The sequence below is a fragment of the Staphylococcus borealis genome (genome assembly GCF_001224225.1).
GTDB lineage: Bacteria > Bacillota > Bacilli > Staphylococcales > Staphylococcaceae > Staphylococcus > Staphylococcus borealis.
On the sequence record NZ_CUEE01000001.1, the window covers coordinates 91248 to 112006 of the forward strand.

Here is a 20759-nt window from a genome sequence, read left to right on the forward strand (position 1 = left end):
GAATTCTGTCCCGCTCCCTTTTTAATGTGCACAAGTTTAATCATATTGTGACCTTTTGGATATACAATTAAGCGTATTAAAAAAGATTGGAAAGTAACAATCCATACTTTCCAATCTTAATGTATGTCCAACAAATTCATTCTTTCTTGCTTTGTTATATCTTTTACTATAATGGTGCTAATAATAAATTCGTTTGTCATCGTTCATGGATCCAATTCTCGCTACAAAAATTGAACCCACTACTATGAAATATTTTGAGGATATTTACAGTTAAAACTTAAATGCATTAGATATCATCGCTACAAAAATATCTATGTAATGTTTTAACATACTTGAATATATCCTTTTGACAAATGATTAAACATATTTTTACGAATTTTTTACATAACTTTTGTTGCTTAATTTACGAATACCAAGTCCTGAAAATCCATAAACAATAGCTAGAATTGCACATAAGTAACACGGCACTGTCCAAATAAAGAATTGATCTACGGATACGCCCAATTGTTGTGTGTAATAAATTCCTGAAGTTCCCCAAGGTATTAACGGCAATACCATCGTACTAGAATCTTCTAATGTTCTTGATAAATTAGTTTTATCCAAATCCATATCGACAAACATATCTTTCATTAAGACACCCACCATGATAATGACTATAGATGCTACACCAGCAGCAAAAACTAACATTAAGCAACATATCACCGTTATTAAAATTAACGTACCCACTGATGTTACACCTTTAGATACTGTATTTAACATGACATCTAAACATCCTGATGTCTCTACAATACCTGCGAAAGCATAACCACAGAAAATTGTAACAAGTATTTCTGTCATACTCATCATGCCACCTTGTTCTAATAACGACGTCGCATTGTTAGAGAGATTGGTATGACCAGTCATTGCAGGTGTAAAACCGTTAAACATAGCTTTAAATCCATCAACCATATTAAAGTGATGATTTAATGTACCTACAATAACAGCACTCAGACTAGATGCTAACATAGAGGGTACTGTGGATACTCGACACACTAAGCAAATAATGATAACTAACAAAGGTATCCACACCCATATATTAATATGATATATACCATCAAGTTCATTTAATAACTGATGTATTTGCTTTGTATTGACTGCACCTTTTGAATTTAATCCTGCAAAGAACCATACGATTAACCCTATTATTGATGCCGGTATGGTCGTCCACATCATTGCCCTAATATGAGAAAAGATATTCACCTTAGTGACTAAGGCAGCCAAGTTGGTAGTATCTGATAATGGTGACATTTTATCACCAAAAACTGCACCTGCAATAATAGCACCTGCTGCCATACCTAAGTCGATATTCAGCTGATGTGCAATAGATATCAAAGCAATACCCGCAGTAGACGCAGAGCCCCATGCTGTCCCTGTGGCTAAACTACAAATTGCTGAAATGATAAATGCAGAAACTAAAAAATAATGTGGATTTAAAAATTTCAAACCGTAATAAATTAAAGCTGGTACAGTTCCAGAATACATCCAACTACCAACAATAATGCCTACTGCTAAGATAATAAATATTGCAGGCATAGCCGTTGTTAGCCTTCGAGTAATACCCTCTTCCAAATCTTCCCACTTTAATCCTACACGCCAAGCAATTAAAGCAGCATAGGCAGAAGATATAAGTAATAGCACTTGAATTGGAATATTAAATTTTATAAATCCGATTGTTACGACAAGAACCATAACGATGATTGTAGATATTGCTTCCCAGAACGATGGCTGTCTTTTCATACACATTCCTCGTTTCTATTAGATTAATGACCTCTTTTCATAGCTAAATATTTATTTGAATGATTAATTAAATATGCATGTATACATTGTTTATTCAACTTTTCATTATTCTAAGCCGAGTTTTTCTAAACCAAGTTCTTCAACTTTAAGACCTTCTTCGAAAAAGTCACGTTCTAAAATTGTAGACGCAATCATGATAACCGCATCGATATTGGGTGTCTCAACATCGATTGCTCGTCCTAGACTTGACCATAGCACTAAGCCATATGCGATATCTTCTGTTAAGTAACGATTTTGAACTGAATGAGGTCCAGGAATTTGAGAGAAAACAGGACTCGTATTAAAGAGTCGATTTAATGGTTCATCTTCGTCTTTACGCTCTAGATATCCTCTTTGTATACGTGCCTCTTTCGCTGTTAAAAGTTCAAACCCTAATTTACGACCTAACGTTAAACGTTCTAATTCAATCGCATGTAATAATCTGACAGTGTGTTTCGTGATTCCTTCCTTATACAAGGCAAATGAATCTGCATAATCGATTCGACCTACATTTAATAATGTTGGTCCAGGATGTACTTCTGGATTTCCGTTTTCTAAATTTGTCTTCCATAAGTTTTCTTCTTTTACGAGGTATGGATAAACTTGACTCACTTTTTCAAAGCTGTCACTAAGTTCTTTCTTGTTATAAGTAGAGAAGAACACCTTACGTACATTGAGTGATAAATCTACACGTGCTGCTTCAAAGTCAACACGCGTACCGTACGTTAACGTATTAGCTTCAGCAAACTTAGGCTGAACCTCGATATGTCTATCCTCAAGTACATTAATAAAACGGATTGAAGCCATCGCTGCTGCAATATTAAAGAAAATCAGTTGATCATTCGTCACGTGCTCAGCCATTATTTCCGCATAGTATTCAATATAAGATGAAGGAATAATTACTTGAACAAGTTCAGCGTCTTTCAAGACATATTCAATGTCATCACTGATGTCAGTAAACGGTACAAATGATTCGGCACCTTCATTGTTAAAATCAAAGCCACCCTTTTCTAATGCATGATTAAACTTTTTAATAGATGAATTTCGACAGTATAATTTCACATCATGGCCTTGATTCACCATATCTACTGCCGCTGTTACTGCACCATTACCTGATCCTACTACTGCTATTTTCATAATTATAACTTCCTTTCAAACTATCTTATTGTCCCTCATTTTGATTAAAAATAAAGGGAGCAGGTTAGAAATCTACATCGCTTCACTAGATTTCTATTTAACCTTGAAAAGACAGTCCAAAATAACTGTCTGTTTCCAAGTCCCGCTCCCGGGCAAAGTTGGCTAGAATAAAAATAAACTAAAGCCATCATCATTTTTATTCAGTCAGCTACTGCCAAATCATTCATATGAATCATTATTAAACAAATTAGTACTTAAATTTATACAACGCTAAACTATATCCTATTTTAAAAAAATTAAACACACTAAATTAATTTAAATTAATTTTAAAATTAACTAATCATTTTAAAGTAACTTTGTTATATTAATAGTGATACATGATTATAAGTTGAAAGGAGTATTATTATGTCAGAATATGATAATCAATCACATAACTCTCCGATTCAGAGGGATAATGAGCAAGATGCGCGTTTAATGGCAATGTTAGTTTTCTTATTAGGCTTTTTTACTTCTATTATTGGTCCGATTATTATTTGGGCTATTAAACGTAATGAATCACAATTAGTTGATAAAGCTGGAAAAAATTACTTCAACATGCTCATTTCATATTTCATTTGGAGTGCTGTCATTGGCATTTGTATTGTTCCGTTATTCTTCATATATGCTGTTAATAATGAAGCGGTTATCATTATCGTAACAATATTAATCTTTATTCTTTCTATCTTGCTATTTGTGCTTTCTATTTTATATTTCGTATTCCACATCGTTGCTTGTGTGAAATATTTTAGTGGAAAAGCGTATGTTGTTCCATTATCAATTCGTTTCTTTAAATAAATAGCGTACCAACTAATGTTACAAATATCTGTAACATAAATCATATGTTAACATTATCAAAATATAAGAATAATGTAGTATACATGCATATTCCAAGCATTATTACATTACCTAACCTTGAGCACCCCTTTATTACGGAGTTGTTCAAGGTTTTTGTATTTCATTTACGAAAACGTAACAATGCACATAACGGGTTTGGAATCTGTTAAAGTATGATTTGTCGTTGGGAGCGACTAAAAACTTAAATCGAAGTCTATTCAACATATCGCTAACTTAACCTATTGTTGAATATCATATTTTGGGAGGACTTTTTACTATGAAAAAAATCATTACAATTTCAACTTTAACAGCAGGCATTGGTGTATCAGCATTAGGATTAAATGCTAACCATGCGGATGCTGCGGAATATAATCACAATCCAGCACCACAACACAATCAATTCGGTGGCGGTTATCAACAACCTCAATTTAACCAACAATCATTTAACTATAATCAAAGCACTACTTCATCTTCAATAACTGACGGAAGTACGTCATCTAGTAGTTCTTCAACAACGACTACGTCATCAACACAAACAACTTCTTCAACATCTGGGAATTTATATACAGCTGGACAATGTACGTGGTATGTTTATGACAGAGTTGGTGGCAACATTGGGAGTACTTGGGGAAATGCGAATAATTGGGCTAGTGCAGCTTCAGCAGCTGGCTACACAGTAAATCAAACACCTGAAAAAGGCGCAATTCTACAAACATCTGAAGGTACTTATGGACATGTTGCTTACGTGGAGAGCGTTAATAGTGATGGTTCTATAACTGTTTCAGAAATGAATTATTCTGGCGGACCATTTGTCAAAGATACGCGTACCATTTCAGCAAGCCAAGCAAGTGCTTATAACTATATCCACTTATCATAATTTCTATATATAATGATCAGTTAAAAGCGTATGCCTCGTTAATTAAACATTAACAGCATACGCTTTTTTAAGTTTCTCAAATTGAATTTTAATCAACGATTTGAGAGAATGAGCATATTAGTCTTTTATAGGTAAGGAGTGTTAGGTTATGCAATGGCTTAAAGTCATCTTTGCTGGTCTGATTGAAGTGGTTTGGGTAATAGGATTAAGTAATGCCCATAATTTCGTTACTTGGTTATTCACTTTAATCTTTATTGTATTAAGCTTCTATTTAATGATTTCCGCTTCTCGACATCTACCTGTTGGGACCGTTTATGCGGTGTTTGTAGGCATAGGAGCTGCTGGTACAGTGATTGCTGATATGCTTTTCTTTGGTCAACCATTTACGATTACGAAACTGGGCTTGTTACTACTATTGTTGATAGGAATTATAGGACTCAAATTATCAACGAACGACACGCCTCAAGGAGGTATGTAATATGTCATGGCTATATTTACTCATTGCGGGATTACTAGAGGTACTTGGTGTCATTTGGTTAAATCAATTTGCACGTTCAAAACAAAAAATTTATATTATTTTGATGGCAGTGACGTTCATTTTTAGTTTTAGTACTTTAAAACTGGCAATGGCAACCATTCCAATGGGAACTGCTTACGCTATCTGGACAGGTATTGGTACTGCTGGAGGCGCTATTGTAGGAATGATATTTTATAGAGAATCAACACATTTTAGCCGTATATTCTTTATTTTCCTAATACTATTCTCTGTAATTGGCCTCAAAATAATTCAATAAAATGAAATGAATTACATTTGTATACGTTTTCTCCTTTTATTATACTTAAGGAGAAAACAATGTTAAGGAGTGAGTATCATGGAAAAAGTTTATATCGCTGGCGCAATTCCTGAAGTAGGATTAAATCTACTTAAAGAACACTTTGAAGTTGAAATGTATGATGGTGAGGGCATCATTGACAAGGAAACGCTAAAAGAAGGTGTCAAAGACGCTACTGCACTGATAAGTATCCTTTCAACGAATGTGGATCAAGAAGTAATTGATAGCGCAACTAACTTAAAAATCATTGCAAACTATGGTGCTGGATTTAATAACATCGATATTAAATACGCACGTGAAAAAGATATTGATGTTACAAATACACCTAAAGCATCAACTGCATCAACAGCTGAATTAACATTTGGCCTTGTTTTAGCTGTTGCCCGTCGCATAGTAGAAGGCGATAAATTATCTCGTACTAAAGGTTTTGACGGTTGGGCACCTTTATTCTTCAGAGGTCGTGAAGTATCAGGTAAAACAATTGGTATCATCGGTCTAGGAGAAATTGGTAGTGCAGTAGCTAAACGCGCGAAAGCTTTTGATATGGATGTCTTATACACTGGTCCACATCAAAAGAAAGAAAAAGAACGCGAAATTGGTGCGAAATACGTAGATTTAAATACATTACTTGAAAATGCAGACTTCATCACGATTAATGCTGCATATAATCCAGATTTACATCATATGATTGATACTGAACAATTCAAACGAATGAAGTCAACAGCCTATTTAATTAATGCAGGTCGTGGCCCTATTGTTAACGAAGAAGCTTTAGTAAGCGCTTTAGAAGAAAAAGAAATCGAGGGCGCTGCATTAGATGTTTATGAATTTGAGCCTGACATTACGGAAGGATTAAAATCACTTGATAATGTCGTTATCACACCACACATTGGTAACGCAACATTTGAAGCTAGAGATATGATGTCTAAAATCGTTGCAAATGATACAATCAAAAAATTAAGTGGCGACACACCTCAATTTATAGTTAATAAGTAATCTAAAATATGAAAAAAGACGGAAACTGAAAGGTCTTATGGCTAAGTGAATTCGTACTCACTTAAGCATGTATAATGACTTCAGTATCCGTCTTATTTTTTTATTTACTTTTCGCTTTATATAAGAATTTAGTTTGTCTACTTAATAAACGTTTAGGTGTTCGCTTCATTACACCATTGCGTAATGAGATGACTAATTTGTTATCTTTTTGAGCTATTTTACCAATCTTTCTTGAACGTTTAATGACTTTAGTAGTATGTTTAACTCTTAACTTATCATAGCGTTTTAACGCTTTGTCCAAATCGTATTCAGCTAAGCAATTGGCTAATACAATTGCATCTTCCATTGCTTGCCCTGCACCTTGCCCCATATTAGGTGTTGTTGCATGTGCTGCATCTCCTAACAATAGTATGCGTTGGTTTACAAATGATTTGATTGGTTTCATATCATATAAATCATGTTTCAGAATACCTGTTTCGCTCTGTTTATCTAAAAGATGGCGTACGGGTTCTGGATAATTATTGAAATATGCTTGAAGATGTGGTTTTTCAAATGATTGATATTTTGAATCCTTTTCAGACGCATTCATTGTGATAAACCAATACGCTTGATTATTGATAAGTGGGACAATACCTACGCGACCACGTTTACCCCAATATTCATTAGCTATATCTGTGTTTTGTAGATTTGCATCATCCACTAAGCCACGAAAACACGTATACCCTTGATAAAGTAGCTTGGCATTCGGATGAACAGCTTGTCTGACAACAGAATGAATGCCATCTGCACCTATACATAAATCAAAGCGCTGACTTGCATGGTTAGAGAAATGAACTAGCACTTGTTGATCAACATTATCAACTTTAATGACATCATGATCAGTATAAATACATTGAGGATTGACATAAGACTCTATGAGTTCTATTAATGTTTGTCGTGCTAAAGTAACATTTAATGTATTTTCTTTTAATTTCACAGTAGATAAAATGTTTCCTTTGTCATCAAGGACATTCATCGCTGATAAGTTTTGACCCGCATTTTTGATGCCTTTAGCTAAGTCATGTTTTCCTAATTTCTTAATGACATTATCACCAATGCCTATCCCTGCGCCAACTTTACTAATGTTTGGTTGTCTTTCAAAGATAGAAACGTCATGTCCTTTTTCTGAAAGTAGTGCACCAGCGGTTAAACCACCTATTCCTGCACCAATTATTGCAATTTTCATTTATTTACACCTCAGTATTAAATTCTACTAAATTTTATCATAACTATGCTTTATCATTGCAGTTGGAAATGCAACATCCTGCAATTGTTAACCTAATCATGAAGTATAGAAGTTTTTGCGAATATCATCTTTTTTAATACCAAATTCATCATAATATGATTGCATAAATGTTGCGATATGATCTGCCCATAAGATATCACTCGCATACTGATGCTGACCTGGATTCTTAGGATTCCATCGCATTTGATAGAGTGTAATTTGGTCATTGTCAAAATAGTTCGCACGAATAAATTTGGCACCACCTAGTATGGCTTTGCGTGGTGTCGTCCATGCTGCTTCTTTCGCGTAGCTTTTACCTGTATGTATTGCATTTTCATCGAAGGCACCCACACCAAAAAAATTATAATACCGTGTCTTGCCATCTTTGATACCACTAGAGAGTTTAGATTCACCATTCGCCGTTTCAACACGTGCATGGCTTATTAAGTAGATGATATTCACTTTATATTTATCTTGCGCTTCTATAAAAGCATCGGCTTGATTTTCAAGAATACCGTATCCTTTTAGCATCTGATTTACTTCTTGTTTCGACATTGGAACTTGTTGAGAAATATCCATGTATTTAAAGTTATTATCATCTCGTGATATGCGCATCGCCTTCTCTATGTCTTGGTTATTCGCATTCACAAATTGACCATTGCTTTCAACAGTATTTAACACACTTGTATCCGTTTGTTTCTGTAATGCTTCTTGAAAGCTATAATGACGATCATTTTTCAACAAATCCGAGTGTTTAATAATTAATAAAACAATGAAAATAATGATGATAGTGCCTAACAATATGATTGGCAAACGTAAATGAGATAATTGTTTCATGTCACTGACAATCCTTTATATAGCTAATTAAGATAAATATAAGTAAGTAATGATAATAACAATTAAGACAATCGCAAACGATATGTTGATGACAATCTTCATGCCAGTTCGGTCTCTGAATAATACATTGAAGATAACCAAACTAATTGCCAGTGATACAGCAAACATTGAAATTGCTAGCACCATTTGCATCATCACTAAAAAAATAATTCCTAAAATAATGAATACATTAGAAATCACTGTCATAATTTTAATTGCGTTTGGATGAATTGTTCTCACCCCTTTTTATTAATATATAGTCCACCTTACCATAATTTAAGTTGAAAGTACTTATAAATTTATTTAAAGAAACGAAGTAAGGAGTGAGACTGAATTCATCGTCTCACTCCTTACTTATTTTAATTACATTATTTCTCGTCTCTTGACATACCTTTCAGTAAGTTAAGCATATATGTTAAGCTACGATTCATATCATCGTCTTTAAGGACACCCATTAGACTACGAATACTTGTTTTAGCATTAGGATTAGCTTGATTTGCAACATGTAAGCCTTTATTCAGTTTATTTAAGAATTGGCTTAATTCTTGTACATTGAGCTCACCTAACATAAAGACCATTGGTGCTAAATTTGTAATTAAACCTGCATATAAGTCTTTATTAAGCTCGGTCATAAATTTATTAATAATCACTTGACGACCTCTAATGCCACCATTCATTAAATCAAGAATTTTCGCCTCATCTAATGCTTTCACTATACGAATTGCTTTTAAAATACTATCTTTATTTTCAGCAATAGCATCTGTGACTTCATTAATACTTTCAAGTTTAATTTGCGCTTCAGACTTCTCTAAACGTTTAATTTTTGTTATTCTTTCAGCCATTATTTATCCACCACATTTCCTGGGAAAACATAATCAGGACGTTCCCATTTTTTCTGTACTTGGACACTATATTGCGGATTACGTTGCTTATCGACACGGAAGTTGGTTGGATTTAATGGTGACTTACCTTTACGTGTCAATACTTCCATACGACAACTTGTTCGTTTATATGATGGTGTGTCTGTATATTGATCGACATCACTGTTCGTTAATTTATTGATAGCACCTAAATCACCATTTGACATAGCATCATTATTTAAAGGAATATAGATTTCTTTACCTTTAACTCGATCGGTAATTGTGGCAATCAATGTTGCTTCCCCAGTTTCAGAAATCAATCGTAGTTCTGCACCTTCATGAATATCACGTTCTTTTGCTAGTTCTGGTGAAATTTCAACAAATGCATTAGGCATTTTATATTTAATCATTTCAGTTTGATATGTCATATTACCTTCATGGAAATGTTCAAGTAAACGACCGTTATTCACATGTAGGTCATACACTTCGTCTTCTTTAAAGAAGTTATCAAATGTCAATGGGAATAATTTAGCACGACCATTTTCAAAATTAAATCCATTCATATATAACGTTGGTTCATCTGAACCGTCTGGTGCTACTGGCCATTGAAGACTGTTGAAACCTTGTAATCGATCATAGCTTACACCTGAATAAGATGGTGTTAATCGTGCGATTTCATCCATGATTTCACTTGGATGTTTATAATTCCAATCCGCACCCATACGTTGCGCAATCAATTGGAAGATTTCCCAGTCTGGTTTAGACTCACCTAATGGTTGTAATGCTTTGTTAATACGTTGAATACGACGTTCTGTATTTGTGAACGTACCATCTTTTTCTAATGATGGACTTGCTGGTAAGACAACGTCTGCATAAGTTGCTGTAAATGTTAAGAATTCATCTTGAACTACTAGGAAGTCTACTTTTTCTAAAGCTGATTGAACAAAATTAATATTAGAATCTACAATACCTGTATCTTCACCGTATAAGTATAATGATTGAATATCTCCATTATGGATACCTTCCATCATTTGGTGATTGTCACGTCCAGGTGTTGGGTTTAATGCAACACCATATTCTTTTTCAAATTTCGCTCTAACTTCATCGTCGGCCACTTTTTGATAGCCTGGGAATTGGTCAGGCATACTACCCATGTCACTTGCACCTTGTACGTTATTGTGACCACGTAACGGATACGCACCTGAACCTGGTTTTCTGTAGTTACCTGTGACAAGTAATAAGTTAGAAATGGCTGTACTTGTATCACTACCAATATCTTGTTGCGTAACACCCATTGCCCAACAAATTGACATTGATTCAGCTTTTGCAGCCTCTTCAGCAAAACTAATGATTTGTTCTTTTGGAATACCAGTTGCTTCTTCAGCAAAATCCATCGTAAATAATTCTAATGATTTGTAATATTCATCATAATTATCTACCCATTCATTTAAGAAATCTTTATCATGTAAATCATGATCAATGATGTATTTCGTAGCCGCACCAAGCCATACTAAATCCGTACCTGGTTTCGGTTGATAGAAGGCATCCGCACGCTCTGCCATTTCATGTTTTCTGATATCGAATACATGCATTTTTTGTCCGAATAATTTTTGTGCACGTTTCATTCTTGAAGCAATAACTGGGTGTGCTTCAGCAGTATTGGTACCGATTAAAACTGTCATTGCTGCTTTTTCAAGATCTTCAATTGAGCCTGAGTCCCCACCATGACCAACTGTTCTAAATAAGCCTTTTGTAGCTGGAGCTTGACAATATCTTGAACAGTTATCAACATTGTTAGAACCGAAAACTTGTCTTGAAAGTTTTTGCATTAAATATGACTCTTCATTTGTTCCTTTAGAAGATGCGATAAATGCTAGGTGATCGCCACCGTATTCATCTTTAATACGTTTGAAGTTAGATTCAATTACATCCAATGCTTCATCCCATTCAACTTCATGGAACTCGCCATCTTTTCTCACAAGTGGTTTTGTTAAACGTTGGTCTGAATTAATATGACCCCAAGAGAATTTACCTTTCACACATGTAGCAATTTTGTTTGCTGGTGAATCGTGTGATGGTTGAACTTTAAGCACTTCTCTATCTTTAGTCCATACATCAAATGAGCAACCTACGCCACAATATGTACAAACCGTTTTCGTTTTCTTAATACGTTCTTTACGCATTTCCGCTTCAGAATCTGATACTGCGAATAATAGACCATCACCTGGTTCAGCTTTCTTAGTTAAATCAATCATTGCTGCTAATGAACCTGGTTCAGTATCTGTCATATAACCAGCATTGCCCTCCATATTAACTTCCATCATGGCATTACAAGGACAAACAGTTGCACATTGACCACATGATACACATGATGACTCATTAATTGGAACATCATTATCCCAGATAACTCTAGGATGTTCACGATTCCAGTCGATTGAGATGGTTTCATTTACTTCGATATCCTGACATGCTTCGACACATCGACCACAGAGAATACATTGATCTGGGTCATATCGATAAAATGGACCATAGTCTTTTTCATATGGCTTCGTCTTATATTCGTATGACTGCTCCTCTAACCCCCATGCATCCATGGCGTTATGTATTTCACAGTCACCGTTGTTATAATCACATACTGTACAATACAACATGTGTTTTTCTAAAATACGATCTAAAGCTTCTTTTTGGCTCGCTTTCACATCGCTATTTTGAGTATTAACTGTCATAGGTCGATCTACAACAGTGCTACACGCACGTTCAATTTTGCCGTCAATTTCGACCATACATGTATCACATGTTTGGATTGGTCCCATTGACTCGTTATAACAAATTGAAGGTACGAAAGTATCACGAGATTTTATAAACTCGAGCAAACTTGTTCCTGGTTCTACAAGATAATCTGTGCCATCAAGCGTGACGATTAAATGTTCTTGCATACTCTCCACCCCATCTATATTAAAATTTTCCATAAAATGACTTTAACGACGTAACCATTCCATTCCAATACCCCGCATATATTGAACATAGAATTACATTAATTGTATTACTTATTTCATTAAATGTTAAGCGTTTCATAAATTTTTGCAATTTTAAAAGAATTAAATATTAATAATACATTCCACTATTACAAAATTAATTTTTAAAGATTTATTATATTTTAATTTTTTAGAGTATATAAAAAGAGGTAGGACCAAACACTTTTGAGTTTGATAGCCTACCTCTATAAGTATAGGTTTACTTGAATAGCAAAAGAGAAAGCGTGGGACAACGCATTTATTTTAACTTTTGTCCCGTTCATTATGCTTACAAGTTATTATTTAACACATCTGTAGCGTTCTGTTTTGAGTCATCATTTGGTATAAAGTACCAAAGACCATCATCTTGAATGCCTCCTTGCCCTTCTAATTGATGACGGTTCACTGTTGCATTGGCGTTTTTATAATTTTTTCTAATATCGTTCATGTCATTTAACGTTAAATCTGTTTTTACATTTTTCTGGATTTGATTCATCAATGATGGGAAATGTGTCAATGCTGACGCACTTGTCATCTTATTTGCCATCGCTTGAAGGATCAATTGTTGTCGTTCTTGACGACCGAAATCGCCACCAGCGCCCTCTTCTTTACGACTACGTATAAAGGCCATTGCAGTATCACCATCTACGTGTGTGGATTGACCTTTTACAAAGTTTGTTCCTTTCGTAGTGAAAGTATCATTACTCGTAACATCGACGCCACCTAAAGCATCAATCATATCATGTAAGCCATCCATATCAACCGTCGCATAATGATCGATAGGAACATTCATTAGTTTCTCTAATGATTTAACAGCCATCGTCGGCCCACCATAAGCATAAGCATGATTGATTTTCTCTGTTGTACCTTTACCTACAATATCAGCTTGTGTATCTCGAGGCACACTAACGATTTCTGTTGTTTGTTTCTTCGGATTAATAGAAAGAAGCATGATTGTGTCACTTCTTTCACCATCATTTTGACTTTTACGTTGTGCATCTGAGTCAACACCAAATAATGCAATGGTAAATGGGTCACCGTTAGATAAACTGATATTATTTGATCTCAGTTCTGAATGTTGTCTATTTAATGGATTATGAATCTTACCACTCGTGATAAAAATACTAGCCACCACAAAAATTGTCGCTACAATTGCTAGTACAAACAATATCCCTATAAACCATGTAACTATTTTTACGGGCAGGCTCATTCGTTTATGCGTTCTACGCATCCTACCACTCCTATTCTTTTTTATGAATTAATATCATAATTATATATTAAAATGATTAACTTGCTATACGTCTTAAGAACTAACTTTTCTTAAACTAGCGATTATAAGTATTAAATATGATAGCCACCATCTCGATTGATAATAGCCAAAATAGCTTTATAACAACCACGGTTACTAATAATGAAAGGACCACTCTTAGCAAAGTCTAACGGTTCGCCATTTAATTGTGTCATTTCCAGATTTAATTCTTTTGCAAATAAAAATTGTGCAGCTATATCCCACGGTTTAGGGTTTGTATTAATATGTGCGCCAAATTGCCCTTTGATGACTCTAACTGAATCTAATCCACATGATCCAATATTTCTCACGCTGAATGACGCATCATATAATGCTTTACTTGTATCCTCATTTATATATTGTGTTCCAAACGAAATGATAGCATCACGTAATTGTAATTCACGAGGTGGCAATAATGGCTGACCATTAACATATGCCCCCTTACCCGCTATAGCCTTGTACAATTTATCATGAGGATAATCATATATGTACGACAGTTTAGGTTCCCCTTCAACGAAATATGCAATGATAATACAATAATCTTCTTGTTGCTTAACTAAATTTGCCGTACCATCAATTGGATCCATAATCCATAAATGACCCTCGTATGGCTGAATCGTATCATTATCTTTTTCTTCAGCTAACAATTGATGACCAGGAAAGTGTTCAGCTAAATACGTTTCAAATTTGTTTTGAAGTTGCTTGTCTACATTAGTAACTAAATCAAAGCGATTTAGTTTGGTATCCGTAGACATATCTTTGATTAATTGTGGAATAACATCATCTAAGTGTGTTAACCAATTCATGATATGTGTATCTATATAATGAAGTTCATTTTGCATCATTTCACCTCAACGATCTATTTCACTTTATTGTATCTTACTGTATTTATTTGTCATAGGTATTTTTAAATTGCGACACAAAAAAATCGGCTAGTCATCTGCTAGCCGACAAATAGAAAGGAAAGTAAGTAATAAATATTGAAGATGTTTCGATGTAACTCGAACGATTCACAACAAGCTATCTGTTATATAGCTTCTACCCCTTTGTTTGAATTCGTTCTCCCCTGTTACAAATAATATATTAGCATAAAACACTTTAATTTGTAAGCGTTTTCTAAATAAAAAATGTTTAATTTTACACACATAATCTACGACTATTCTCAAAATGTCTTCAATATCAGTGTTATGTTATAATTAATGTAATATGTAATGGTTATAGGTGGTGTTTATGTTGAAGAAATTGGATCGCCAAAATCAAATTATTTCATTGATACAACAAGGCAAAACAATCAATGCATCAGAATTGGCACAACACTTAAATGTTTCTGTTCGTACAATTAGTCGTGACATTGCTGATTTAGAAAATCAAGGTGTTCAAATATACGCACATAAAGGGAAACATGGTGGCTATCAAATTCAAAATTCTGAGGATAAAATACAAATTCATTTTAATGAACAGCAATTGATATCTCTATATTTAACCTTAATAGAAAGCCAATCTTATTCAACATTACCTTATACGAAAGTGATTGAATCTATTATTAATCAGCTTATCAATATACCTAACACGCATGTTCGTAAATCACTCACCCATATGACTGACTTAATTAAATTCGAAGATACAGAACAAATTACTTTACCTCGTCTATTTACAGACATATTAATCTATAGTTCTGAGCGAAATGTTATGCTGATTGACTTCAATGATCATCATGACACTATTGCTGAAAATGTGATATTTATTGGTTTACTATGTCGTAATGGTGAATGGCTAGCCATTATATATGAAATCGGTTTAGGTCGAACACGGGAGCTACCAGTACTCGATATTTATGATATTTCTTATTCCTTCGAAAAGACGATTAAAACATACGATATTTCAATACAAAATTATACTCAATTTTTAAATCCAATCGAGCATACTGACTAATATGTTCGGTTGGTCCTCTACGTTCTACCTCTTTTATGACTTAATACCTGCAAAGTAAGGAGTTTCACATACCTTGGATCAATTAACTCAAATTCGTCAACAACTCATTGTGCTACTCACGCACATCGAAAAGATACGATATTACTATCTAATGGATGACCGGTACTTAAATCAAGAAATTGATGCGTATCATACTTCGATTCATCATTTTAGTCATGATTTAGCTTTAACGCTTCAAAATGACGCCAACAACAGTCACACATCACCTTCCCTTGAACTCAAACATGCTTATAATAAATTACTGAATCATTTATCCTCACACCCGTTACATGATTTTCAACAAGGAACGATATTAATTGATTTACAACAACGCCAAAATCAAATTCACCAAACATTCGTTCACTTGTTAAATGTGTTCCAGTAGTTTCATTTCCCTTGTACAACCATCGATACCCATGACTTCTTCAAACTTTTATGCATCTTTCTTAGTTATAAATTCACGTCAATTCTGTCATTCAATCTCATCTTTGAATACTTAGCGATCCACCAATTAAATATAAAAATTATATAATATATATGTAAATTGTAATAAAAAACGTGAAACGCTATAATTGTAAGTGATTACAGTAATTAAGGAGGATTCACATGCTAGGTTTCTCAGTCTATTTAGGTCAACCATTAAATACTTCTTATATTTTAGATATGGTTCATCTTGGTTATGACGTTATTTTCACATCATTACAAATACCTGAGGAAAATGATGAGACAAAATTGACGTATTTGGGAGAATTATGTCAATTATTAAAAGATACATCAGTAACCTATATCATTGATATCAATCCTTCATTGCTGAATCAAAACGTTTACCGTTTTTTCGATCAATTTCCAAATGGGGATTTTGTTATTAGAATAGATGAAGATTTTAAGCGTAGTTTAATAGAAGACTTATATCAGCATCATTTAAAGTGTTGTTTAAATGCTAGTACGATTACTGCTCATATCCTTGATACACTTTACAATCAAAAATCATTACCGAAAATCTATTTTTGCCATAATTACTACCCTAGACCTGATACAGGTTTAGCTTTAAGTTTCATTGAACAACAAAATGAACTTATACGAAAATATGATGAACATGCTCCGATTATGGCCTTTATTCCTGGAACTACTTTTAGAGGTCCAATATTCAAGGGACTTCCAACTATTGAGCAACACAGACATATGACGTTACTTCAATCTGCACAAGCTTTAGTTCATTCTAAACTAAACTATATTCTTATTGGTGACACTGCTATCACTCGCTCAGAGGCAATCGCTTTACAGCAGATGGTTGATCATCGTCATTTCAAGCTTCGTCTAACTTATTTTGATGAATCATACGAGCAACTCATCTTCAAACATCATACATCTCGTCTTGATGCGCCAGAACATGTCATACGATCTAAGTATTCTAGAGCAACAAAGGTCAGTATTCCTCCTAATAATCATTCGAACCATAATCGCACTAGAGGAGATATTACTGTGGATAATTCACTTAACAAACGTTACGAAGGTGAGTTGCAAATTATTAAATCAAATTTGCCTAGTCATAAAGCGATTAATCATGTTGCTTCAATATGTGCTGAAGATATAGCAATGATTGACTTAATCCAACCTGGTGACACTTTTGAATTTATTACTGAAAAGGAGAAACGCTAATGGAACATTTAACAACTGAAAGTAGAAATACACAAACGATGCATTTAGATGAAATGTCTATTTTAGAAGCTTTAAAAGCAATGAATCAAGAAGATCAATTAGTAGCTAAAGCAGTAGCCTCTATACTGCCACAGTTAAATAAAGTCATTGAAGCAACCATCACTCGATTTCGCGATGGTGGTCGCATTATATATATTGGAGCAGGTACAAGTGGTCGTTTAGGTATATTAGATGCAGCCGAATGTGTTCCAACCTTTAATACACAGCCAAATGAAGTGATCGGTTTAATTGCTGGAGGTCAACAAGCTATGACTGAAGCAATCGAAGGTGCTGAAGATAACGTAGAAATGGGAATGACCGATTTAAAAACAATCCATTTAAATCATAAAGATGTTGTCATAGGTATTTCCGCAAGTGGACGTACGCCTTATGTTAAAGGAGCGTTAACGTACGCTAATGAAATCAATGCAATGACAGTCGCTCTATCATGCAATTCAAATAGTGACATCAGTACAATCGCTAATCATGCACTTGAAGTCAATGTTGGACCTGAAGTATTAGCTGGCTCTACGAGACTAAAATCAGGCACAGCACAAAAGCTTGTGCTTAATATGATATCAACTATGACTATGATTGGTGTTGGAAAAGTGTATGATAACTTGATGGTTGACTTAAAGGCGACAAATTACAAACTTGAACAACGCTCTATACATATTATTGAAGACATTTGTGGCTTAACTTTTGAAGAAGCGCAATCCTTATATCAACAAGCTGACAATGATATCAAAGTGGCAATCGTTATGAATCTATGTGACACAACGAAAAGTGATGCTAAATCGAGACTAGCAAAGCATAACGGTATTGTGAAACAAGCAATTCAATCTTAAGGAGGCAATGATATGAATAAGGATCAACAATTAGCCCATCATATCTTAGATGCGGTTGGTGGCATTGATAACGTGGATAATATCATTCATTGTATGACACGTGTGCGTTTAAAAATAAATGATGAGTCAAAAATTGATTACTCAAAACTTAAAACTATAGATGGTGTACTCGGCGTAGTACAAGATGAGCGTCTTCAAGTCGTGGTTGGTCCCGGTACAGTTAATAAGGTATCAGCTGAAATGGTTAAGCTAAGCGGTGTACAACTAGGAGAAGATATCCCCCACCATAGCAATAAGTCTAATATTGAAGCGCAAGCTAAAGAAAATAAAAGTGACTATCAACAAAAGCACAAACAAAGTAAACTAAACAAGATTTTAAAGTCTATTGCTAACATCTTTATACCATTAATTCCTGCATTTATAGGTGCCGGTTTAATTGGTGGTATTGCGGCAGTACTCAATAACTTTATTACAGCAGGCACTATTTCAGCCGATTGGGTCAAACAGCTTGTAGCCGTACTTAATGTCATTAAAGATGGTATGTTAGCGTATTTAGCTATCTTTACTGGATTTAATGCTGCTAAAGTATTTGGTGCAACGCCAGGTTTAGGTGGTGTTATTGGGGGTACCACATTATTAACAGGTATTACCGAAGACAACCCAATCAAAAATATCTTTACTGGTGAACCTTTATTAGCAGGTCAAGGTGGTATTATAGGGGTTATCTTAGCAGTATGGTTATTAAGTATGATTGAGAAAAAGTTACATAAAGTCGTTCCAAATGCGATAGATATTATCGTAACACCAACAATATCATTACTCATTATAGGTTTGCTAACGATATTCCTAATTATGCCTATTGCCGGATTTATATCTGACGGTTTGGTTGGCGTCGTAAATTGGGTCATTGGTGTAGGTGGCATATTTAGCGGATTTATTATAGGTGCGTTCTTCTTACCACTTGTTATGTTAGGCTTACATCATATATTCACCCCGATACACATCGAATTAATTAATCAATCTGGTGCAACTTACTTACTACCTATCGCAGCAATGGCTGGTGCTGGACAAGTAGGTGCAGCTTTAGCTTTATGGGTAAGATGTAAGCACAATACAACACTAAGAAATGCGATTAAAGGTGCATTACCTGTTGGTTTCTTAGGAATTGGTGAACCGCTTATTTATGGTGTGACTTTACCATTAGGTCGACCTTTTATTACCGCTTGTATCGGTGGTGGTATTGGAGGTGCGGTTATCGGTGGAATTGGTCATATCGGTGCTACCGCAATAGGACCTAGTGGTATTTCATTATTACCTTTAATTGCACATCAGAAATATTTAGGCTACATTATAGGATTACTATCTGCGTACCTAGGTGGTTTTATTTTCACATACTTTTTCGGTACGACTAAAGAAATGAGAAACTTAAATAAACTAGGTGATTAGATGACAAATATTTTATATTTAATCGACGACAATTATCCTTCTTTTTCTAAAAATGAAAAGAAACTATCACGATTTATATTAAACTCACCACATAAAGTGATTCGCATGTCGAATCAGGAGATTGCTGAAGAACTGGAAATGAGTGTTTCAACATTAAATCGATATAGCCAAAAATTAATTAATCAAAGCTTTCATGAAGTCAGAACACAGTTAGCAACATTATTCCCTAAACAAGAAACACCGTATAAGATTGAACTGCTTAACAATGAGTCGGTAGACACTTTAAAAAAGAAGTTATATCATCGTGCAGAAGAAGCACTTCAAAAGAGTTCTACCTTTGCGGATAATGCAACAATAGATAACATATGCAAACAGTTTAAACGTGCGAATACGATTTTTATATTTGGCTATGGCGCATCATACGTCTGTGCTACGGATTTATATCAAAAATTATCGCGTATTGGGCTAAATGTTCAACTTGTACAAGAAACACATTTATTTACAACGATGTTGTCTACGCATGATAAAGATGATTGTGTAGTATTTATAACGAATAACGGCGATCAAAGTGAACTTCGAGCAATGGTCAAAGTGGTTTCAGATTACCATATTCCAATTATTACCATCTCAAGTTCTGAGCATAATCATGTAGCCAAGCTTTCTGATATTGTTCTAACGTATGGCCATTCAGACGAAAATGAATTGCGTATGGGGGCAACTACTTCTTTATTTGCTCAGATGTTTACGATTGATGTTCTTTTCTATCGTTATATTGCATTAAATTATGAAACGTCATTAGATTTTATCACGCAATCAAAAATGGCACTCGATAATTATCGTAAACATTTATCAAATGTGGAATTTAAGCATTAACCTTTTCAAACAAGAAATAAGATATAGAAGAGGGAGTGGGACAGAATTCTTTTTAAATTCGTTGTCCCACTCCCAACTTGCTTTGCTTGT

The 20759-nt window shown here is 34.4% G+C and carries 20 protein-coding genes; 11 read left to right on the forward strand and 9 right to left on the reverse strand.

Annotation, left to right across the window (positions count from 1 at the left end):
• Positions 1 to 369: 369 nt before the first annotated feature.
• Complete coding sequence (nhaC, locus tag AK212_RS00530) at positions 370 to 1776, reverse strand: Na+/H+ antiporter NhaC (RefSeq protein ID WP_053028592.1); 1407 nt, start codon at positions 1774 to 1776, stop codon at positions 370 to 372.
• A 105-nt stretch (positions 1777 to 1881) separates the two neighbouring features.
• A complete protein-coding gene (locus tag AK212_RS00535) occupies positions 1882 to 2952 on the reverse strand; it encodes an NAD/NADP-dependent octopine/nopaline dehydrogenase family protein (RefSeq protein WP_053028593.1) in 1071 nt (356 codons plus the stop codon).
• Between the two features lie 405 nt (positions 2953 to 3357).
• Here AK212_RS00535 and AK212_RS00540 point away from each other — a divergent pair, with 405 nt between their 5' ends.
• The 5 genes from AK212_RS00540 (at position 3358) to AK212_RS00560 (ending at position 6531) form a co-directional block, all read left to right on the forward strand.
• Positions 3358 to 3786 carry a magnetosome magnetite crystal formation protein family gene (locus AK212_RS00540; RefSeq protein ID WP_053028594.1) on the forward strand — a complete coding sequence of 143 codons (429 nt, stop codon included), beginning with the start codon at positions 3358 to 3360 and terminating at the stop codon, positions 3784 to 3786.
• Positions 3787 to 4102: 316 nt separating this feature from the next.
• Positions 4103 to 4702 carry a CHAP domain-containing protein gene (locus AK212_RS00545; protein ID WP_053028595.1) on the forward strand — a complete coding sequence of 200 codons (600 nt, stop codon included), beginning with the start codon at positions 4103 to 4105 and terminating at the stop codon, positions 4700 to 4702.
• Positions 4703 to 4850: 148 nt separating this feature from the next.
• The gene (locus AK212_RS00550; RefSeq protein ID WP_053028596.1) at positions 4851 to 5180 is read left to right on the forward strand and encodes a DMT family transporter; all 330 of its coding nucleotides are present in this window, start codon (positions 4851 to 4853) and stop codon (positions 5178 to 5180) included.
• 1 nt (position 5181) lies between these two features.
• Positions 5182 to 5496: a DMT family transporter gene (locus AK212_RS00555; protein ID WP_053028597.1), complete on the forward strand. Its 315-nt coding sequence runs from the start codon at positions 5182 to 5184 to the stop codon at positions 5494 to 5496.
• Positions 5497 to 5574: 78 nt separating this feature from the next.
• A complete protein-coding gene (locus tag AK212_RS00560) occupies positions 5575 to 6531 on the forward strand; it encodes a 2-hydroxyacid dehydrogenase family protein (RefSeq protein WP_053028598.1) in 957 nt (318 codons plus the stop codon).
• Positions 6532 to 6631: 100 nt separating this feature from the next.
• On the opposite strand, the gene AK212_RS00565 is transcribed toward AK212_RS00560, so the two are convergent.
• The 7 genes from AK212_RS00565 to AK212_RS00595 all read right to left on the reverse strand — a co-directional run bounded on the left by AK212_RS00565 (position 6632) and on the right by AK212_RS00595 (position 14678).
• On the reverse strand, positions 6632 to 7756 hold the full coding sequence (locus AK212_RS00565; protein WP_053028599.1) for an FAD-dependent monooxygenase: 1125 nt from the start codon (positions 7754 to 7756) through the stop codon (positions 6632 to 6634).
• Positions 7757 to 7852: 96 nt separating this feature from the next.
• Complete coding sequence (locus AK212_RS00570) at positions 7853 to 8632, reverse strand: N-acetylglucosaminidase (RefSeq protein ID WP_053028600.1); 780 nt, start codon at positions 8630 to 8632, stop codon at positions 7853 to 7855.
• A gap of 27 nt (positions 8633 to 8659) precedes the next feature.
• Positions 8660 to 8878: a hypothetical protein gene (locus tag AK212_RS00575; protein ID WP_053029047.1), complete on the reverse strand. Its 219-nt coding sequence runs from the start codon at positions 8876 to 8878 to the stop codon at positions 8660 to 8662.
• Positions 8879 to 9039: 161 nt separating this feature from the next.
• The gene (locus tag AK212_RS00580) at positions 9040 to 9513 is read right to left on the reverse strand and encodes a helical membrane plugin domain-containing protein (protein ID WP_053028601.1); all 474 of its coding nucleotides are present in this window, start codon (positions 9511 to 9513) and stop codon (positions 9040 to 9042) included.
• Positions 9513 to 12467: a formate dehydrogenase subunit alpha gene (gene fdhF, locus AK212_RS00585; RefSeq protein WP_053028602.1), complete on the reverse strand. Its 2955-nt coding sequence runs from the start codon at positions 12465 to 12467 to the stop codon at positions 9513 to 9515. The genes AK212_RS00580 and fdhF overlap by 1 nt, the downstream gene beginning before the upstream one ends.
• A gap of 367 nt (positions 12468 to 12834) precedes the next feature.
• Positions 12835 to 13776 carry an LCP family glycopolymer transferase gene (locus AK212_RS00590; RefSeq protein ID WP_053028603.1) on the reverse strand — a complete coding sequence of 314 codons (942 nt, stop codon included), beginning with the start codon at positions 13774 to 13776 and terminating at the stop codon, positions 12835 to 12837.
• A gap of 110 nt (positions 13777 to 13886) precedes the next feature.
• Positions 13887 to 14678 carry an inositol monophosphatase family protein gene (locus tag AK212_RS00595; RefSeq protein WP_053028604.1) on the reverse strand — a complete coding sequence of 264 codons (792 nt, stop codon included), beginning with the start codon at positions 14676 to 14678 and terminating at the stop codon, positions 13887 to 13889.
• 388 nt (positions 14679 to 15066) lie between these two features.
• Between AK212_RS00595 and AK212_RS00600 the strand changes: the two genes are divergently transcribed.
• From AK212_RS00600 to AK212_RS00625, 6 genes are all read left to right on the forward strand, one after another.
• Positions 15067 to 15765: a helix-turn-helix transcriptional regulator gene (locus AK212_RS00600; protein WP_053029048.1), complete on the forward strand. Its 699-nt coding sequence runs from the start codon at positions 15067 to 15069 to the stop codon at positions 15763 to 15765.
• A gap of 73 nt (positions 15766 to 15838) precedes the next feature.
• A complete protein-coding gene (locus AK212_RS00605) occupies positions 15839 to 16189 on the forward strand; it encodes a hypothetical protein (protein ID WP_053028605.1) in 351 nt (116 codons plus the stop codon).
• A gap of 221 nt (positions 16190 to 16410) precedes the next feature.
• Positions 16411 to 17463, forward strand: coding sequence for a MupG family TIM beta-alpha barrel fold protein (locus AK212_RS00610; protein ID WP_053028606.1), 1053 nt, complete (start codon positions 16411 to 16413; stop codon positions 17461 to 17463).
• The gene (murQ, locus tag AK212_RS00615) at positions 17463 to 18350 is read left to right on the forward strand and encodes an N-acetylmuramic acid 6-phosphate etherase (protein WP_053028607.1); all 888 of its coding nucleotides are present in this window, start codon (positions 17463 to 17465) and stop codon (positions 18348 to 18350) included. The genes AK212_RS00610 and murQ overlap by 1 nt, the downstream gene beginning before the upstream one ends.
• 12 nt (positions 18351 to 18362) lie before the next feature.
• Positions 18363 to 19796 carry a PTS transporter subunit EIIC gene (locus AK212_RS00620; RefSeq protein WP_053028608.1) on the forward strand — a complete coding sequence of 478 codons (1434 nt, stop codon included), beginning with the start codon at positions 18363 to 18365 and terminating at the stop codon, positions 19794 to 19796.
• The gene (locus tag AK212_RS00625) at positions 19797 to 20669 is read left to right on the forward strand and encodes a MurR/RpiR family transcriptional regulator (RefSeq protein WP_053028609.1); all 873 of its coding nucleotides are present in this window, start codon (positions 19797 to 19799) and stop codon (positions 20667 to 20669) included.
• Positions 20670 to 20759: the final 90 nt, after the last annotated feature.

Coding starts and splice junctions, on each gene's coding strand:
- AK212_RS00550 (WP_053028596.1), top strand. CDS start 4,851: ATGCAATGGCTTAAAGTCATCTTTGCTGGTCTGATTGAAGTGGTTTGG.
- AK212_RS00535 (WP_053028593.1), bottom strand. CDS start 2,952: ATGAAAATAGCAGTAGTAGGATCAGGTAATGGTGCAGTAACAGCGGCA.
- AK212_RS00610 (WP_053028606.1), top strand. CDS start 16,411: ATGCTAGGTTTCTCAGTCTATTTAGGTCAACCATTAAATACTTCTTAT.
- AK212_RS00595 (WP_053028604.1), bottom strand. CDS start 14,678: ATGATGCAAAATGAACTTCATTATATAGATACACATATCATGAATTGG.
- AK212_RS00565 (WP_053028599.1), bottom strand. CDS start 7,756: ATGAAAATTGCAATAATTGGTGCAGGAATAGGTGGTTTAACCGCTGGT.
- AK212_RS00560 (WP_053028598.1), top strand. CDS start 5,575: ATGGAAAAAGTTTATATCGCTGGCGCAATTCCTGAAGTAGGATTAAAT.
- AK212_RS00590 (WP_053028603.1), bottom strand. CDS start 13,776: ATGCGTAGAACGCATAAACGAATGAGCCTGCCCGTAAAAATAGTTACA.
- AK212_RS00555 (WP_053028597.1), top strand. CDS start 5,182: ATGTCATGGCTATATTTACTCATTGCGGGATTACTAGAGGTACTTGGT.
- AK212_RS00570 (WP_053028600.1), bottom strand. CDS start 8,632: ATGAAACAATTATCTCATTTACGTTTGCCAATCATATTGTTAGGCACT.
- nhaC (WP_053028592.1), bottom strand. CDS start 1,776: ATGAAAAGACAGCCATCGTTCTGGGAAGCAATATCTACAATCATCGTT.
- AK212_RS00540 (WP_053028594.1), top strand. CDS start 3,358: ATGTCAGAATATGATAATCAATCACATAACTCTCCGATTCAGAGGGAT.
- AK212_RS00575 (WP_053029047.1), bottom strand. CDS start 8,878: ATGACAGTGATTTCTAATGTATTCATTATTTTAGGAATTATTTTTTTA.
- fdhF (WP_053028602.1), bottom strand. CDS start 12,467: ATGCAAGAACATTTAATCGTCACGCTTGATGGCACAGATTATCTTGTA.
- AK212_RS00580 (WP_053028601.1), bottom strand. CDS start 9,513: ATGGCTGAAAGAATAACAAAAATTAAACGTTTAGAGAAGTCTGAAGCG.
- murQ (WP_053028607.1), top strand. CDS start 17,463: ATGGAACATTTAACAACTGAAAGTAGAAATACACAAACGATGCATTTA.
- AK212_RS00545 (WP_053028595.1), top strand. CDS start 4,103: ATGAAAAAAATCATTACAATTTCAACTTTAACAGCAGGCATTGGTGTA.
- AK212_RS00620 (WP_053028608.1), top strand. CDS start 18,363: ATGAATAAGGATCAACAATTAGCCCATCATATCTTAGATGCGGTTGGT.
- AK212_RS00625 (WP_053028609.1), top strand. CDS start 19,797: ATGACAAATATTTTATATTTAATCGACGACAATTATCCTTCTTTTTCT.